General features: G+C 74.7%; 12 protein-coding genes. 3 read left to right on the top strand and 9 right to left on the bottom strand.

Annotation, left to right across the window (positions count from 1 at the left end; genetic code table 11):
- Positions 1 to 177: 177 nt before the first annotated feature.
- Complete coding sequence (gene dapF / locus ABD284_RS02735; RefSeq protein ID WP_344140591.1) at positions 178 to 1,002, top strand: diaminopimelate epimerase; 825 nt, start codon at positions 178 to 180, stop codon at positions 1,000 to 1,002.
- A gap of 79 nt (positions 1,003 to 1,081) precedes the next feature.
- On the opposite strand, the gene ABD284_RS02730 is transcribed toward dapF, so the two are convergent.
- The 5 genes from ABD284_RS02730 to aceB all read right to left on the bottom strand — a co-directional run bounded on the left by ABD284_RS02730 (position 1,082) and on the right by aceB (position 7,574).
- A complete protein-coding gene (locus tag ABD284_RS02730) occupies positions 1,082 to 1,372 on the bottom strand; it encodes a hypothetical protein (protein ID WP_344140588.1) in 291 nt (96 codons plus the stop codon).
- Between the two features lie 278 nt (positions 1,373 to 1,650).
- On the bottom strand, positions 1,651 to 2,979 hold the full coding sequence (locus ABD284_RS02725; RefSeq protein ID WP_344140586.1) for a (Fe-S)-binding protein: 1,329 nt from the start codon (positions 2,977 to 2,979) through the stop codon (positions 1,651 to 1,653).
- Positions 2,980 to 3,051: 72 nt separating this feature from the next.
- On the bottom strand, positions 3,052 to 4,302 hold the full coding sequence (locus ABD284_RS02720; protein ID WP_344140584.1) for an FAD-binding oxidoreductase: 1,251 nt from the start codon (positions 4,300 to 4,302) through the stop codon (positions 3,052 to 3,054).
- Between the two features lie 58 nt (positions 4,303 to 4,360).
- Complete coding sequence (locus ABD284_RS02715) at positions 4,361 to 5,824, bottom strand: FAD-linked oxidase C-terminal domain-containing protein (RefSeq protein WP_344140582.1); 1,464 nt, start codon at positions 5,822 to 5,824, stop codon at positions 4,361 to 4,363.
- A 145-nt stretch (positions 5,825 to 5,969) separates the two neighbouring features.
- Entirely contained in the window at positions 5,970 to 7,574 is a 1,605-nt protein-coding gene (aceB, locus tag ABD284_RS02710) for a malate synthase A (RefSeq protein ID WP_344140580.1), read from the bottom strand.
- A 494-nt stretch (positions 7,575 to 8,068) separates the two neighbouring features.
- Between aceB and hflX the strand changes: the two genes are divergently transcribed.
- Together hflX and hutI are read left to right on the top strand one after the other, a co-directional pair.
- On the top strand, positions 8,069 to 9,559 hold the full coding sequence (gene hflX / locus ABD284_RS02705) for a GTPase HflX (protein WP_344140577.1): 1,491 nt from the start codon (positions 8,069 to 8,071) through the stop codon (positions 9,557 to 9,559).
- A gap of 296 nt (positions 9,560 to 9,855) precedes the next feature.
- Positions 9,856 to 11,064 carry an imidazolonepropionase gene (gene hutI, locus ABD284_RS02700; protein WP_344140575.1) on the top strand — a complete coding sequence of 403 codons (1,209 nt, stop codon included), beginning with the start codon at positions 9,856 to 9,858 and terminating at the stop codon, positions 11,062 to 11,064.
- 260 nt (positions 11,065 to 11,324) lie between these two features.
- Here the strand turns inward: hutI and ABD284_RS02695 are convergent, their stop codons facing one another.
- From ABD284_RS02695 to ABD284_RS02680, 4 genes are read right to left on the bottom strand one after another with little or no spacing between them, the layout of a single operon-like run.
- On the bottom strand, positions 11,325 to 12,134 hold the full coding sequence (locus tag ABD284_RS02695) for a GNAT family N-acetyltransferase (RefSeq protein WP_344140573.1): 810 nt from the start codon (positions 12,132 to 12,134) through the stop codon (positions 11,325 to 11,327).
- Between the two features lie 56 nt (positions 12,135 to 12,190).
- Positions 12,191 to 13,159 carry a DNA polymerase III subunit delta gene (gene holA, locus ABD284_RS02690; protein ID WP_344140571.1) on the bottom strand — a complete coding sequence of 323 codons (969 nt, stop codon included), beginning with the start codon at positions 13,157 to 13,159 and terminating at the stop codon, positions 12,191 to 12,193.
- 31 nt (positions 13,160 to 13,190) lie between these two features.
- Positions 13,191 to 14,117, bottom strand: coding sequence for an LLM class flavin-dependent oxidoreductase (locus tag ABD284_RS02685; protein ID WP_344140569.1), 927 nt, complete (start codon positions 14,115 to 14,117; stop codon positions 13,191 to 13,193).
- Between the two features lie 34 nt (positions 14,118 to 14,151).
- Entirely contained in the window at positions 14,152 to 16,905 is a 2,754-nt protein-coding gene (locus ABD284_RS02680) for a ComEC/Rec2 family competence protein (RefSeq protein ID WP_344140567.1), read from the bottom strand.
- Positions 16,906 to 16,966: the final 61 nt, after the last annotated feature.

Here is a 16,966-nt window from a genome sequence, read left to right as displayed (position 1 = left end):
CGCTGCTGCGCGCGGGGCTGCCGGGCCGCCGGCGCCCCCGCTTCCAGTGTGGCAGCGGCGGCGCCCCGCCTGGTCCCGGGCGGGAGCGCCGCAGCCGTGGGCGGGCGCCGCCGCCCCGCGCCGCCGCCGCTGCTCACCGGCACGGCGGCGGCCTCGTGCGCGCTTAGGATTGGGCCCATGCGATTCGCCAAGGGGCACGGCACCGAGAACGACTTCGTGATCCTCCCCGACCCCGACGGGGCGCTGGACCTGCGCCCGGCCGCGGTCGCGCGCGTGTGCGACCGCCGCGCCGGGATCGGAGCCGACGGGGTGCTGCGCGTCGTGCGCACCGCCGCCCTGGGCGAGGCGCTGACCGGCCCGGCGGCCTCGGCCGCCGAGTGCGAGTGGTTCATGGACTACCGCAACGCCGACGGAAGCGTCGCCGAGATGTGCGGCAACGGCGTGCGCGTGTTCGCCCGCTACCTCGCCGACCGCGGCCTGGTCTCGGGCGGCGAGCTGTCGGTGGGCACCCGGGCGGGGGCGCGCCGCGTGGTGCTGGAGGACGACGGCGACGTCACCGTGGACATGGGCCGCCCCGAGGTGCTCGGCGAGGGCAGCGCGGTGCTGGCCGGCGGCCCGGTGCAGGGCGTGCGCGTGGACGTCGGCAACCCGCACCTGGCCTGCCGGGTGCCGGGCGGCCCGGCCGGGGTGGACCTGAGCGGGCGGCCGCGGCTCGACCCCGCGCAGTTCCCCGAGGGCGCCAACGTCGAGGTGTTCGCCGAGGCGGCGCCGGGGACCCTGGAGATGCGCGTCAACGAGCGCGGCTCCGGAGAGACCCGCTCCTGCGGAACCGGCATCGTCGCCGTCGCGGCCGCGGCGACCCCGCCCGGTGAGGAGGCCGCCTGGCGTGTGCGCGTTCCCGGCGGCGAGTGCGTCGTCCTCCTCGACGCCAAGGGCGCCCGCCTGCGCGGCCCGGCGGTCCTCGTGGCCGAGGGCGAGCTGCTGATGGACCTGGAGTCCTGACCACGGCTGTGCCGGAGCCCCTCAGGCGAAGAGCTGGTCCGCCGAGTGCCCTCCGATCGCGTTCGCCGTCGGGACACGCTCAACGGAACAGTTCATCGACCGACGCGGCGGAGAGAGCACGCATGAGCCAGGTCGTCAGCGTGTCCTCACACGTACACGCCAGGATGCGCTCGCGCTCCTCCTCCGCGACCTCGACCCCGTGCGCCTCGAGGATCTTGAGGATCGACTTGGCCTCGCCACGTGCCTCGCCGCGTGCCTCGCCGCGCACCTCACCTTCACGGACGTACCTGCGGGCGAACTCGCTGCGGTACTTGTGCCCGGTGGTCGCCATCAGTTCCTCCCAGTTGCACGCGTGTTCGATGCTGGGCATGGCGGAAAGTTACCGGGATCGGTCCAGGTCGGCTGCTGTTTCGCGGGAAAACCGGGCGTTTCCGCGGCAGGGTTGTGCACCCGGCGTGTCCGATATCCGGGCGAGGTGCGGCGCGGAGCGGCCGTGCGGGAGCATGCCGCCGCCTTGCACCGTTGCGACCTGCGCGGACCGGTTCCGACGGGGTCCGGCGGACGGCGCACGCCCCGATCTCCGGGCGCCGGCGCCCGGAGATCCGGTCTCGGCCGATACCGGGGCGGATCCGGTCGGCCGGTCCGGGGTCAGCGGGGGAGCAGCGTCGCCGGGTCGAGGCCGCGGATGGAGGCGTCGAGGACCTGGGCGGTGTGGGCCACCGAGATCGGCGTGCCCGCGCGCTCCATGGCCGAGGCGATCTGCAGCGAGCAGCCGGGGTTGCCCGCCACCAGGAGTTCGGCTCCCGTCGAGCGCACGTCCTCGCTCTTGCGCACTCCCAGGTCGCCGGCGGCCTGCGGGCGCAGCAGGTTGTAGACGCCCGCCGAGCCGCAGCAGACCTCCGGGTTGGGCAGGTCGGCCACCTCCAGCTCGGGGATCGCGCGCAGCAGCTCACGCGGCTGGGCGGCGACGCCCTGGCCGTGCGACAGGTGGCAGGCGTCGTGGTAGGCGGCGCGCAGCGGCAGCGGACGCCGGGGGGCCCGCGGACCCAGCCGGACCAGGTACTCCGACAGGTCCACCACCTTCGCCGACAGCTCCTCGGCGCGGCGCACCTCCTCGGGGCCCGCACCGGCCTCCTCCATCAGCCGGCCGTAGTGCTTCATGGATGCGCCGCATCCGGCGGAGTTGACCACGACCGCGTCAACACCGGCCTTGGAGAAGGAGGCGACGGTGGCGCGCGCGAAGTCGGCCGCCTCCTCGGCGCGTCCGGTGTGCGAGGACAGGGCACCGCAGCAGCCCTGGTCGCCGGGCACCACCACGTCGCAGCCCTCGCTGGCCAGCACGCGCGCCGTGGCGGTGTTGACCTGCGGGAAGAACGCCCCCTGCACGCAGCCGGTGAGCATACCCACCACAGCGCGCCGCCGACCGCGCGCCGGGACCACCTCGGGCAGGCGCGGCACTGCCCCGGTCAGCGGCGGTGCGATGCGCTCCATCGTCGCCAGGGCGGGGGAGACCCGCTCCAGTACCCCCGAGCGGCGCACCAGCCGGTTCAGTCCGCTGGCCTGGTAGGCCTTCAGCGGCGCCCGGAGCAGTTCCAGCCGCCGGCGGTACGGGAACAGCGCGAAGACCGCCTTTCGCAGCAGCCGTTCGCCGGGCGGTCGGCGGTGCTCGCGCTCCACGGTCGCGCGGGTCGACTCGATCAGCGCGTCGTAGGCGACGCCCGAGGGGCAGGAGCTGACACACGCCAGGCAGCCCAGGCAGTTGTCGAAGTGGCCCGTGGCGGCCTCGCTGAGCACGTCGTCCTCGCGCATCTGGCCCATCAGGTGGATGCGGCCGCGCGGGGAGTCCATCTCCTCGCCCCACAGCACGTAGGTGGGGCAGGTGGGCAGGCAGAACCCGCAGTGCACGCAGTCGCCGAGCAGGTCGTCGAAGGAGCGGGTGCCCTCACGGGCGCCGGGGGCGGTCTCGCTGTCGGTCACGGCGTCCTACCTTTCCGCACGATGTCGCCTAATGGTCGCCTGGATTCCGGTCGGCTTCCGAGGGCCGGAGCGTCAGATCCCGCCGGCGAACCGGCCGGGCGCCAGGAGGCCGCGGGGGTCGAAGCGCAGCTTGACGGCGCGCATCAGCTCCAGCCCGGGCACCTCGCCCCAGCGGTCCAGGTCGGCCCCGGCGAGGGCGGGGGCCGTGCGGACGAGGGTCACGGCGCCCTCGACGGCCGAGCGCACCGCGGAGGCCACGGCGCCGACCGGCTCCGCGCCCACCGAGGCGGGCAGGGCGGCGAAGAGGACGCCCGCGCCCGCCGACCCGCCGACGGCGGCGTCGGTGCCCTGCCGGCGGGCGGCCTCGCGCACCAGCCGGGCGGCAGCGGCGACGTGGCCGATGGGCACCGCGATCTTGAGCAGGGTGTCGCCTGCTCCGCCGGGCAGGACGCCCCACCGCGCGGGCGGGCCGGCGGCGATGTCGGCGCCCTCCATCAGGTCGGCCACGGCGCGGGCGCGGGCGTCGATTCCGCCTTCGGCGCCCTCCAGAAGCACGCGCAGCGACAGCGGGCCGTCCGCGGGCCAGTCGAGCTCGACGGCGGCGGGCACGGCGCCCGACCCGAGGACGGCGCGGGTCCATCTTTGGGCCGTCTCGGGGTCGGCGGTGGTCGCACCGACGGTGCGCAGCGCTTCGGGCAGGGGGTGCAGCCGGAATGTCGCCGATGTGATCAGCCCCAGGGTCCCCAGGGCTCCGGTATGCAGTTTGCCCAGGTCGTAGCCTGCGACGTTCTTGACGACGCGGCCGCCGGAGGAGGCGGCGACCCCGTCAGCGCGCACGGCGGTCATGCCGATGACCAGGTCGCGCAGCGGACCGTGCAGCAGGCGGCGCGGCCCCGACAGCCCGGTGGCGAGGGCGCCGCCGACCGTCCCGCCGGCGACGAGCGGGTCGAGGGTCAGCCGCTGCCCGGCCGCGGCCAGCTCGGCCTGCAGGTCGGCCAGCGGGGTGCCCGCGCCGGCCTGGACGACGAGGTCGCCGGCGGCGTGCTCGACGCCGGTCAGCGCCGTGGTCTCCAGCACCAGGTCGCAGCGCCGCGGCGGGGCTCCCCAGTCCAACGCGGTGCCGTTGCCGCGCACGACGGTGGCCAGGTCCAGGCGTCCGGCGGCCGCCAGCAGCGCCTGGGCCGCGGCCGTGTCGGGCGGCCGGGCGACGTAGCGGGGGACGTGCCCGCAGACGGCGTCGGCCGGGGTGCCCTCGCGCACCACCGCGCCGCCTTCGCTGAGCGCCTCGGCCAGGGGCGTCGTGGTCGTCTCGTCCTGTGTCACTGCCGTGCTCCCGCTTCGTGGTCCGCCGCACCGCGCCCGCACCGCGGCCCGCCGCACATCAGAACTGCTCCGCCGCGCCCTCGGCCACGAGGGGGTGGACGCCCTTGCGTACACCGGGCCGCTCCCCGCACAGCCGCGGCGTGGGCAGCAGCTTCTCGGGGTTGGCGATGCCGCCGGGGTCGAAGGCCGAGCGGAACAGGTCCATGGTCTCCAGGTCGTCGGGGGAGAACATCTCGGGCATCTGGCACGCCTTGTCGACGCCGACGCCGTGCTCGCCCGTGATGGAGCCGCCGTGCTCGATGCACAGGTCCAGGATCTTGCCGGAGACCTCGGCGGCGCGCTCGGAGGCGCCGGGCTCGGAGTCGTCGAACAGCACCAGGGGGTGCAGGTTGCCGTCGCCGGCGTGGAAGACGTTGGCGACGCGGATGCCGGAGGCGGCCGACAGTTCGGCGATACGGCTCAGCACCTCGGGCAGTGCGGTGCGGGGGACGACGCCGTCCTGGACGATGTAGGCGGGGCTGATGCGGCCCACCGCGGCGAAGGCGGACTTGCGCCCCTTCCAGATGCGGGCGCGCTCGCCGGCCTCGTCGGCGGTGCGGACCTCGAACGCCCCGGCGTCGCGGCACATCCGCGTGGCGCGGTCGAACTGGGCGTCGACGTCGGCGGCGGGCCCGTCGAGCTCGACGATCAGCACGGCCCCCGCACCGGGCGGGTAGTCGCAGGCCACCGCCGCCTCGGCGGCCTCGATGGACAGCGCGTCCATCATCTCCACGGCCGCCGGGAGCACGCCGGCGGAGATGATGGAGGAGACCGCCGAGCCTCCGGCGTCCATGGTCTCGAAGGCCGCCAGCAGGGTGCGGACCTTCTGCGGCGCGCGCAGCAGCCGCACGGTGATCTCGGTGGCGATGCCCAGCGTGCCCTCGGAGCCGACGAACGCCCCCAGCAGGTCGTAGCCGGGCGCGTCGGCGGCCTTTCCGCCCAGCCGCACCACGTCGCCCTGCGGTGTGACGATCTCCAGACCGGTCACGTGGTTGACGGTGAAGCCGTACTTGAGGCAGTGCGCGCCGCCGGAGTTCTCGGCGATGTTGCCGCCCACCGAGCACACCTGCTGGCTGGAGGGGTCGGGGGCGTAGTAGTAGCCGTGCGGGGCGGCGGCGCGGGTGACCTCCAGGTTGGCCACGCCGGGCTGGACTACGGCGCGCTCGTTGTCGACGTCGATCTCGATGATGCGCCGCATCCGGGAGGTGACGATGAGCACGCCCTCGCTGTGGGGCAGCGCGCCCGCCGACAGTCCGGTTCCGGCGCCGCGCGGCACGTAGGGCACCCCGCTCTCGGCGCACAGCCGCACCACCGCGGCGACCTGTTCGGTGCTGGTCGGCAGGACGACCACGCCGGGTGTGCTCGCGTGGTAGGTGAGGCCGTCGCTCTCGTAGGTGCGGCGGCGGTGCTGCTCGGTGATGACGCCGTCGTCGCCGCAGACCTCGCGCAGTCGCGGGATCAGCGCGGTGAGCGGTTGCGGCATGTGGGGCTCGCCCTCCCCGTCTTCGGTACCGCGGCGGGTCGGCCGCGGTAGGTCCGTACTCTCTCCCACTTCCCGCCCGCGGGCAAGGGCAACCGGGTGCGGCGGAGCGCTGCTCGCAGGCGGTCCTCCGCCGCGCCCGGCCGGTTCAGGGCATGCGCTCGTAGGCGGGCAGCGTCAGGAAGTCGACGTACTCGTCGGCCAGCGCGACCTCGGTGAACAGCTGTTCGGCCTGCTCGAACAGAGCGGCGTCGTAGGCGTCGCCGTGCTGCTCGCGGATGGCGGCCATCTCCTCGTCGACGAGCCGGCGCACGAGGTCGCGGGTGACCTCGGGGCCGTCGTCGAGCGTGACGCCGTTGTGCAGCCACTGCCAGACCTGGGAGCGGGAGATCTCGGCGGTGGCGGCGTCCTCCATCAGGTTGTGGACGGCCGCCGCGCCGTTGCCGCCGATCCAGGAGGCGAGGTACTGCAGGCCGACGTTGATGTTGGCGCGCAGCCCGGCCTCGGTGATGCCGCCCTCGGCGGAGTCCACTGCCAGCAGGTCGGCGGCCTTGACCGAGACGTCGTCGCGCTTGCGGTCGATCTGGTTGGGCCGCTCGCCCAGCACGCCGTCGAAGACCTCTTTGGCGACGGGGACGAGGTCGGGGTGGGCCACCCAGGAGCCGTCGAAGCCGTCACCGGACTCGCGGGACTTGTCGTCGCGGACCTTGGCCAGGGCGCGCTCGTTGACCTCGGGGTCGCGGCGGCTGGGGATGAACGCGGCCATGCCGCCGATGGCGTGGGCGCCGCGGCGGTGGCAGGTGCTCACCAGCAGCTCGGTGTAGGCGCGCATGAAGGGCGCGGTCATGGTGACGGCGTTGCGCTCGGGCATGAGGAAGCTGCGGCCGCGGGTGCGGTGCACCTTGATGATGCTGAAGAGGTAGTCCCAGCGCCCGGCGTTCAGGCCGGCGGAGTGCTCGCGCAGCTCGTAGAGGATCTCCTCCATCTCGAACGCCGCGGGAATGGTCTCGATCAGCACGGTGGCGCGGATGGTGCCCCGCGGGATGCCCAGGTGCTCCTGCGCGGCCGCGAAGATGTCGTTCCACAGCCGTGCTTCGAGGTGGCTCTCCAGCTTGGGCAGGTAGAAGTAGGGGCCCTTGCCCTTGTCGAGCTGGCGGCGGGCGCAGTGGAAGAAGTAGAGCGCGAAGTCGACGATGCCCCCGGCGGTGCGGGCGCCGTCGACGAGGATGTGCTTCTCGTCCAGATGCCAACCGCGGGGGCGCACGATGATCGAGGCGAGCTCGGAGTCGTCCTTGAGCGCGTAGGACTTGCCCTCGGGGGTGGTGAAGTCGAGGGTGCGGTCCAGCGCGTCGCGCAGGTTCAGCTGGCCGCCGATCATGTTCTCCCACAGCGGGGTGTTGGCGTCCTCGAAGTCGGCCAGCCAGACCTTGGCGCCGGAGTTGAGCGCGTTGACCGTCATCTTGCGGTCGGTGGGGCCGGTGATCTCGATGCGCCGGTCGGTGATGCCGGGCGCGGGCGGGGCGACCTGCCAGGACGTGTCCTCGCGGATGTGGCGGGTCTCGGGCGGGAAGTCCAGGTCGGCGCCCGCGGAGATCTGCTCCTGGCGGCGGGCGCGGGCGGCCAGCAGCTCCTGCCGGCGCCCTTCGAACCGCCGGTGCAGGTCGGCGACCAGGGCGAGGGCGTCGTCGGTGAGGATCTGGTCGAAGCGTTCGTGCATGGGGCCGGTGATCTCGACCCCGGTGGTGGCGGCCATCGGAATCCTTCCACGAAGCGAAAGTCATTTCTGGTATGTGGAATTTACGTTACTGGCGGGTTCGACCCCGGTCAACGGCGGGCGCGCGGGGTGTGCGGCCACTCTTTTCCCTGGTGGAAAGGTCGGGTGCTTTTTCCCTCCCGTCACCCGCCGCCACCCTTGACGGAGACGCTGCGCGTCGCGTTTTTTCTGTCACCCGCGGCCGCCCTTGACGGAGACGTCGAGCATCGCGTTTCTTGCTTCTGCCACCTGCCGCTATCCCGCAGGAGACGCGGGTCGCCCGGCTCGCCGTGCCGCCCGCCGAGGGGACCCGCTACCGGGGGCGCCCCCTTCGCAGTCTTCTCCTTTCCGCCACCCGTTGCCACTCTGCGTGTCGGGCGGGGTGGCGGCGCTGCGCCGCGGGAAAAAGGGGTGCCGCCTGTCAGCGGCGCGTGCAACCATCGAAGCGCGGGAACAAGGACCCGCTGCCCCGGCGTTGAACCACCTGGAGGGATATGAATACTTTCGTTGACCGCGGTCCGCTCGACTCCGCCGAGCACATCCTCGCGGAGCCCGCGCACCGCGCGGCCGGACTCCGGCCGCACACCGTCGAGGACGCGCACGCCGCCGAACAGCCCGAGCAGGGGGAGCTCGAACTCGCCGAGCGCCACGCGCTCCGCCGCGTCGAAGGGCTCTCCACGGAGCTCACCGACGTCACCGAGGTCGAGTACCGCTCGCTTCGCCTGGAGCGCGTCGTCCTGATGGGGGTGTGGACCAGCGGCACCCAGCGGGACGCCGACAACTCGCTGACCGAGCTGAAGCAGCTCGCCGAGACCGCCGGCGCCGCCGTCCTCGAAGGCGTCACCCAGCGCCGCCGCAAGCCCGACCCCGCCACCTACATCGGGCGGGGCAAGGCCGAGGAGCTGCGCGAGATCGTCGAGAGCACCGGCGCCGACACCCTGATCTGCGACGGCGAGCTCGCGCCCGGCCAGCTCCGCCAGCTTGAGGACATCGTCAAGGTCAAGGTCATCGACCGCACCGCGCTCATCCTGGACATCTTCGCCCAGCACGCCCGCAGCCGCGAAGGCAAGGCCCAGGTCGAGCTCGCACAGCTCAGCTACCTGCTGCCCCGGCTGCGCGGCTGGGGCGCCACGCTGTCCCGCCAGGCCGGCGGCCGCGCCGGCGGCGGCAACGGGGGCGTGGGTCTGCGCGGGCCCGGTGAGACCAAGATCGAGACCGACCGGCGGCGCATCAACGCCCGCATGGCCAAGCTGCGCCGGCAGCTCGCGCACATGGTGACCTCCCGCGACGTCAAGCGCGACAAGCGCCAGGTCCGCCAGGTGCCGGCCGTCTCCATCGCCGGATACACCAACGCCGGCAAGTCCAGCCTGCTCAACCGGCTCACCAACGCCGGCGTGCTGGTCGAGGACGCGCTGTTCGCCACCCTCGATCCCACGGTGCGCCAGGCGCGCACGCCCGACGGGCGGGCGTTCACGCTCAGCGACACCGTCGGGTTCGTCCGCCACCTGCCCCACGAGCTGGTCGAGGCGTTCCGCTCCACGCTGGAGGAGGTCGCCGACTCCGACCTGATCCTGCACGTCGTCGACGCCTCGCACCCCGACCCCGAGCAGCAGCTCTCCTCGGTGCGCGAGGTCTTCACCGAGATCGGCGCGGGCGACGTCCCCGAGGTCGTCGTCTTCAACAAGACCGACGCGGCCGACCCGCTGGTGCTCAAGCAGCTGCGCGCCAAGGAGCCGCGGGCCGTCGACGTCTCGGCGCGTACCGGTTCCGGTGTCGAGGAGCTGATCGCGGCCGTCGCCGACGCGCTGCCCAGCCTGGAGCGCGAGGTCCGGGTCATGCTGCCCTACGAGCGCGGCGACCTGGTCTCGCGTGTCTACGAGGAGGGCCGCATCGTCGACCAGGAGCACACCGGCGAGGGCACCCGGCTGCACGCGTTCGTGCCGGGCCTGCTCGCCGGAAAGCTCGACGGCTACGCGGCGGTCTGACGGGGCGCGGCGGTGTAGCCTGTCGCTCAAGCTGACGCATACGGCGGAACCCCGGGCGGGGTTCCGCCGTTGTGTTGGGGACGGGTGAATCACGGGGCCGAGAGGTGTACACGGCGTCGGAGGATGAACTACGGTTTTGTGCCACTGGCACCAGCCCCCGTGAGTCGCCCGCCTCGCCGGCGCACCACCTCCCCCCGCCAGTTGAGTCGAGAACGAGGTCGCTTATGTCCGCTCGTGTGTACCGGCCCGCATCCGCGATCCGGCTGCCATGACTACTGGGGCGGGCCGGTGAGACGATGACAGTACGATTGCTGACCAACATCGGGCGGCTGTGGACAGGCACCGATCTCCTCAGCAACGCGGCGATGCTCGTGCACCACGATCGCATCGCCTGGGTCGGGCCGGCCGCCGATCTCCCGCAGAGCCTGCCCGGAGTCATCGACGACATCGTCGACGTCGACGAGGTCGACAACATCGGCGGCGGCCTGGTCACCCCCGGGCTGATCGACGCCCACTGCCACCCGGTCTACGCGGGCAACCGCTACGCCGAGGTCGCCATGCGCGCCAGCGGCGCCTCCAGGTCCGAGATCAGCGGCGCCGGCGGCGGGGTGGCCTCCACCGTCACTGTCACCCGCGGGACCGACCCCTGGACTTTGTGCAACGCGGTCCGCGAGCGGCTGCGGCACTGGGTGCTCTCGGGCTGCACGACCGTCGAGGCCAAGACCGGCTACCACCTCACCCGCGACGGCGAGCTCGCCGACGTGCGGCTGCTGCGCTCCCTCGAGGAGGAGCCGGGCATGCCGCGGCTGCAGGTGACATTCTTCGCCGCGCACGCGGTGCCGCCGGAGTACTTCGGCCGCCCGCACGACTACGTCGACGCGGTCGCCTCCTGGCTGAGCGACGCCGCCCAGGCCGGAGCCCACGGTGTCGACGTCTACTGCGACAACCAGCAGTTCACCCCCGACGACGCGGTCCGACTGCTCTCCTCCGCACGCGCGGTCGGCCTGGCCACCCACATGCACGCCTGCGCCAAGCCCCGGCACGGCGCGGTGCGCATGGGCGCCGACATGCAGTGCTCCTCGGTCGATCTGCTGCACGAGACCGACGAGGACGACGTCCTCGCGCTGGCCAAGACCTCCACCCCGGTTGTCGTGTGCCCCACCACCTCGCTGCACGAGCGCCGCACCCCGCCGGTGCGCTCGCTGCTGGACCACGGCGTCCCGGTCGGCCTGGGCACCGACCACAACCCCGGCCAGTCGGGCACCATGTCGCTGCCGCTGGCGATCTCGATGGCCATCTCCATGTTCAACATGAGCGTCCTGGAGGCCCTCCGCGCGGCCACGGTCGGCGGCGCCTACGCGCTGGGGCTCACCGACCGCGGCTTCCTGGCGCCGGGCCAGTACGCCGACATCGTCCAGTGGGACGCCGACCACGAAGGCGCCTTCGCCTGGTCCTACGGCCTGAACACCATCCGCGTCTGGCGGGGCGGCGAGACGATCCGCTAGCGCGCGACAGCGGACAGTCGGGGATGCGCCTTCCCGCCCGAAAGCGGCGCCGCCGGATCCGCTGCGCACGCGCCGCGGGCGAAAACGCCTCCCTGCCGTCGGTCGCGCCCCCCGTTCGACGCGGCCGCGCCGTCCACGTCGGGGACGGTAGCGCCGGTAGGGTGTCGCCGCCCTCGGCCGGTGCGGCCGGGTCTGCGGTAGCGAGTGCTACGGCGCCGTGGCCGCCCCGGTTCGGCCGCCCCGCTTCGACCGGCGCCGGGTCACACGGCCGTGCGGTAGTGGTAGCCGCAGACCTCCGTGAAGCCCGCCCGCCGGTACAGCCGCACAGCCGGGTCGTTGGAGCGTTCTACCTGCAGGTACAAGCGGTCGGCCCCGTGTGCCGCGGCCCAGTCGGCCAGCGCGGCGAGCACCGTGCGGGCGGCGCCGTTGCCGCGCGCGGTCGGCAGCGTCGCCATCCCGAAGACGCCCGCCCAGCCGGTATCGGCGACGGCGCGTCCCACCGCCGCGGTCGCGGTGCCGACCCGCGCGCGGGCGTAGGCGGAGGGGTGCCCGACGCGGGCGAGGACGGCTGCTTCCCGGTCGGCGTCCTCCGCCGTCCCGCCGTGCACGGTCCGCCAGGCGTCCAGCCAGGCGCCGGTGGGCCGGTCCTCCACTGCGACGCGCACGGGTCCCGGCGGCGCGGCAGGCGACCGCACCGCGGACGCCGGCGCCGCCTGCAGCGAGAGCGAGCCGAGGCGGCGATATCCCCGACCGGCCAGCGCCCCGTCGAGGCCGTCGGGGCACGCCCCGGGAGTGATTTGGAACAGCGCGGGTGCGCCGTGTCCGGCGTAGAAGCGCTCCGCCCGGTCGATCCCGCGCTCCAGCGCCGCCGCCTCCTCGGATCCGCCCGCCCCGGCGTCGCCGTGCGGCAGCGCCGCTCCCAGCCACCAGGCGCGCCCGGGAGCGTGGCGCAGCCACCAGTCGCCGACGACCTCGATTCGCTCGGCGGGCTGAGCGCGGGCGGCGCGCTCCTGCAGCGCCCGCACCGAGCCCAGGGAGTCCGCCGCCTCAGGAACCGGAACCGCGCACACCTGTGATCCGCACCCAACCGGCGCAAGCGCCCTCAGAGGGCGCCCCGGGACCGGGCTCAGCGCTGGTTGCGGGCCGTCGCGATCTGGATGACGGCCCGTTCGAGCGCATACGCCGGATCGCGGCCGGCGCCCTTGATCAGTGCGTCGGTCTCGGCGACCACCGCCATCGCGCGCGCGACGCCCTGCGGGGACCAGCCGCGGGCCTGCTGGCGCAGCGTCTTCAGCTTCCACGGCGGGATCTTGGCCCGCTTGGCGAGTTCGGCGTCGGCGGCGCCGCGCTGCGGCTGGGCGACCACCGCCAGTCCGCGCACCGCACCGGCCAGCGCGCTGTTGATCAGCACCGGCGCGGTGCCCACGGCCAGGCACCAGCGCAGCTGCTCCAGCGCCTCGGGCAGGCGGCCCTCGACGGCGCGGTCGGCGACGGTGAAGCCGGTGGCCTCGGCCTTGCCGCTGTGGTAGCGGGCCACGGCCGCGTTGTCGACGCGGCCTTCGGTGTCGGAGACCAGTTGGGTGCAGGCGGCGGCCAGCTCGCGCAGGTCGTTGCCGACCGCGTCCAGCAGCCCTTGGGCGGCGTCGCCGGTGATCTGGCGGCCCGCGCGGGAGAACTCGCCCTTCACGAACTGGAGGCGCTCGCTCGCCTTGGTCGGCTTGGCGCAGTCGAACCTGCGGGCGCCGGCCTTCAGCGCGGCGTCCAGCAGGGCCTTTCCCTTCGCACCGCCGGCGTGGACGAGAACCAGCGCGACGTCGTCGGCCGGGTTCTTCAGCAGCCCGGTGACCTCGGCGGCCAGGTCCTTGTTCAGATCCTGCGCCGAGCGCAGCACCACCACGCGCCCTTCGCCGAACAGGGACGGCGAGGTGGCCTCGGCCAGCTTGCCGGCGGTGAGCTGTGCGGGCATCAGGTCGTGCACGTCGACGCCGGGGTCCTCGGTGCGTGCCGCGGCGACGATCTCCGCGACGGCGCGGTCGGCGAGCAGCTCCTCGTCGCCGACGACGACGGACAGCGGGGGAGCGGACGTGGTGGCCATAGCTGCAGCATGCCATGCCGCCGGGACGGTTTCACCAGCCGTCCCGGGAGCGGCGACGGGAGCAGCGGCCCGTCCGCAGCCGTGAGGCGGCCTCGGCCAGGGTCTCCGCCTGCGCGGGCCAGGAACCGCCGTCGAGGCTGAGGGTGACGGCCCGCGCGCCCGCGTCGGCGTAGGCCGCGAGGCGTTCGGCGACCCGGTCCGGCCCGCCGGTCACGGGCAGCCGCGCCGCCTCCTCCTCGCTGACACCGTGCAGTCCGACCAGGTTGTCGACGAACGCCCGCACGGCCGCTGCGGAGCCGTTGAGAACACCGTGGCCGCCGACGCTGATCTCGGGAACCGGCCGCCCGAGCTCCGCGGCGATCTCCCGCAGGCGATCGGCCTTCGCGGCCAGGTCGGCGGGTGCAATGAGCGAGGGCGCCCAGCCGTCGCCGTAGAGCACGGCGCGGCGCATGGCGGCCTCGGAGTTGCCGCCGACGAGGATGGGCGGGGCCGCGGCGGCGGGGGCGAGGGTCACGGGCTCGCCGTCCACGTCGGTGGGTTCGCCCCGCACGAGCCGCGGCAGGACCGCCAGGACGTCGTCGGCGCGGCGACCGCGCTCGCTGAGCGGGGCGCCCGCGGCCCGCCAGAACGGCGACCCGGGGAAGCCGCCGAGGCCGGCGCCCAGCACGACGCGGCCGCCCGAGAGGTGCTGAAGCGCCTGGACCTGCGCCGCGACGAGGGCCACCGGGCGCAGCGGCAGGCTCAGGACGCCGGTCTCCAGGCCGATCCGGCTCGTGCGCCCCGCCGCGGCGGCGAGGACCGCCAGCGGCTCCACGCCCGGTGTCCCGTCGCCGAACAGCAGGTCGGGCACCGAGACGCCGTCGAAGCCGAGGTCTTCGAGGTGCTGCGCCATGGCGAGGTCCGGGACCCCGGCGTCATCGGCGGGCAGGGAGGTGCTGATCCGCATCCGGATTCCCATCGTCGACTCCTCGGTGGAAGAGGGCGCTGTCGGGTCACCACGCTAGAACCTCAACTTCCCTTGAGGTCAACGCCGCGCTTCCCACCGCCGAGCGGAACCGGCGAGAGTCCCGGACGGCGTGGTCGCCGTGCGGTGCGCCGGGTGTGCGGGCGCGGATGCGGCGGGGCGGTGTGTCCGGAGGCTCCTTTGCCGTAGCCGTAGCCGTAGCCGTAGCCGTAGCCGTAGCCGTGCCGGGCGCGTGCGCTGCCGCGGAGTGCCGCCGGGGCCGACACGCGCCCGGCGCCCCAGCCGCACGGCCACCGGCACGCCCTCGGGCCGACGGGGCGCCGGCCTGACCGCCCACCGTCCTTGCCGCCACCGGGGCCCGGCCGGGTGAGCGTTGAGCCGGCCGCCGCCCGTGGGCGGGGCCTTTGCCGCGGCGTGGCTTGCGGCGGGGGCCGGGCTCGTGGCAGACGACCTCAGGTCCCTCGGGGCCTGGGACGACGGCGATGTCGCCGTGCACGTCGGTGCGGTAGTTGGCGGCGGCGACCGACTGGAGCAGCGACCAGGTGGAGGGTTCGGGATGGCCGTAGGAGTTGTCGGCGCCCACCGAGGTGAGCGCGATGTCGGGGCGGGTGGCGGCGAGGAAGCCGGGGTCCTGGGTGCCGGCGCCGTGGTGGGGGACCTTGAGCACGTCCACGCCGCGGATGGCGTGCGTGCTGCGCAGCAGTGTGCGCTGTGCGGGCTCCTCGATGTCGCCGGTCAGCAGGACCCGCAGCTCACCGCTCGCGGGCGGCAGGTCCGCCAGCAGCACGATGCTGCCGTCGTTGCCCCCTCGGGACCCGGGCGGAGGCCAGACCACGCTGAGCGTCCACGGCGCGAGGCGCCACCGCTGTCCCGCGGAGGCGGTGCGCATCGGGACCTCCGCGCGCCGCAGCAGGCGCACGGACGGCGGGTGGTCGAAGCCGGGCGGCAGCAGTGCGAGCCGCGTGTCCCGGCCCGACAGCGCTCCCGCCGTACCCCCGGCGTGGTCGACGTCGCCGTGGGTGATCACCAGCAGGCCGATCCGGCGGATGCGCAGGTCGGTCAGGCACCGCGAGACCGCCACCGGGTCGGGACCGGTGTCGACGACCACCGCCCGCCCGCCATCGGTACGCAGGACCAGCGCGTCGCCCTGCCCGACGCGGCAGGCCACCACCGCCCAGCCGGCCGGGGGCCAGGCGGGAGCCAGCCAGTGCACAGACAGCGCCGTCAGCGCCGCGGCCATGCCCACCGCGCACACTGCGAGGCGGACCCGACCGCGCAGCGCAAGCAGCACCACGAGCAGGACCGCCAGGGCCACGGCGCCCGCCGCCGTCGCGGGCCACGGCACGGCACGCCCGGGCAACCGGGCCGCGGTGGCGGCAACGGCGCCGATCCACAGCACGGCGGCACCGGGCAGCCACGCCGCGACGCCGGCCGCCGCCGGCCACACCAGCGCCAGGCCCGCGACGGCGAACCCGCCGACCGTCGCGACCGGAACCGCGGGGGCCGCGAGCACGTTGGCGGGCACGGCCACCCAGCTCACCTCGGCCGAGAGCACCACGAGCAGCGGCAGGCACGCCACGTGCGCCGCCAACGCGACGGCGACGGCTTCGGCGGCCCAGCGCGGCATGCGCGCCGACCAGCGGTCGCGCCACGCCGGCGCGAGCACCATGATCCCGCCGGTGGCCAGCACCGACAGCGCGAACCCGAAGGAGCGGGAAAGCCCGGGGTCGAACAGCAGCAGTCCCAGCACCGACGCCGCCAGCGCCGTGAAGCCCACGCGCCGGCGCCCCAGCGCAAGAGCCGCCAGCGCGATGGCGGCCATGAAGGCGGCGCGCAGCACACTCGGCTCGGCCCGCGCCAGCAGGACGAACACCGCGATGGTGACCGCGCCGACGAAGGCCGCGGTCCAGCCCGGGCGGCCGAGGCCCCGGCAGGCGGCGAGCGCCACACCGGTCATGATCGCGAGGTTGGAGCCGCTGACCGCGAGCAGGTGGGTCAGGCCGCTGTCCTCGAACTCGGCGACCGTCTGCGGCTTCAGGCCCGCGGTGTCGCCGACGACGAGCGCCGGCAGCAGTCCGGCCGCCGGATCGGGGAGGCCCGCAGACGCCTCGCGCAGCCGTGCGCGGGCCTCTCCTGCCCACTCCTGCCGGGCCGAGGGCGGGTGGACGCGGTCGGGCGGTCCCCGCACGATAAGCAGTCCGCCCGTGGGACCGCCTCCGGCCGGGAACACCGTGCCCGAGGCCCGGACGCGCTGGCTCGGCAGCAGGCGGCGCCAGGCCTCGCCGGAGGCGAGCACGACGACGGGCACGCGCGTGCGCACCCGCGTGCCGCCCGGCGGCGCGCCCATGACGGGCTCGCGCGTGCGGACGGACTCCGCACGGGCTTCGACGACGAGCTGCGAGCGGCCGGGTGCCGGCGGCCCGCTGCGCTGGCGGGGGTCGGCGGTGACGACCAGTTCGATCTCCGCCCACGCGCGCTCATCGGCCAGCTCGGGCAGCGGAGAGGCCTCGACCGCCGCGAGCCGTCCGCCGGTCGCCAGCGCTCCCGCGGCCGAGCACGCCAGCACCGCCACGACCAGTACGCGCGCCGCGCCCGCACGCCCGCGCGCGCCCACCCACAGCCCGCCCGCGCATAGCGCGAGCGCGCCCGCGACCAGGAAGGCGGCGCCGGAGGAGCCGCCGAGCAGCGCGGCGGTGCAGGCCCACGTGCCCACCGCCGGCGGCACCAGCCGGAGGTCCGGGGCGCGCGCGTAGTCGGGCGCGTCCGTTCCCAGGTAGGTCACGGCCGCCTGCCGGGCGGGGCGGCGGTGGGCGGGTGTCGGGGCGGCGTCCGCCGGCGATGGC

Source organism: Streptomonospora arabica, from assembly GCF_039531585.1.
GTDB lineage: Bacteria > Actinomycetota > Actinomycetes > Streptosporangiales > Streptosporangiaceae > Streptomonospora > Streptomonospora halophila.
The sequence above is the reverse complement of the archived record's forward strand: the minus strand, read 5'-3'. Positions and strand labels throughout refer to the sequence as shown.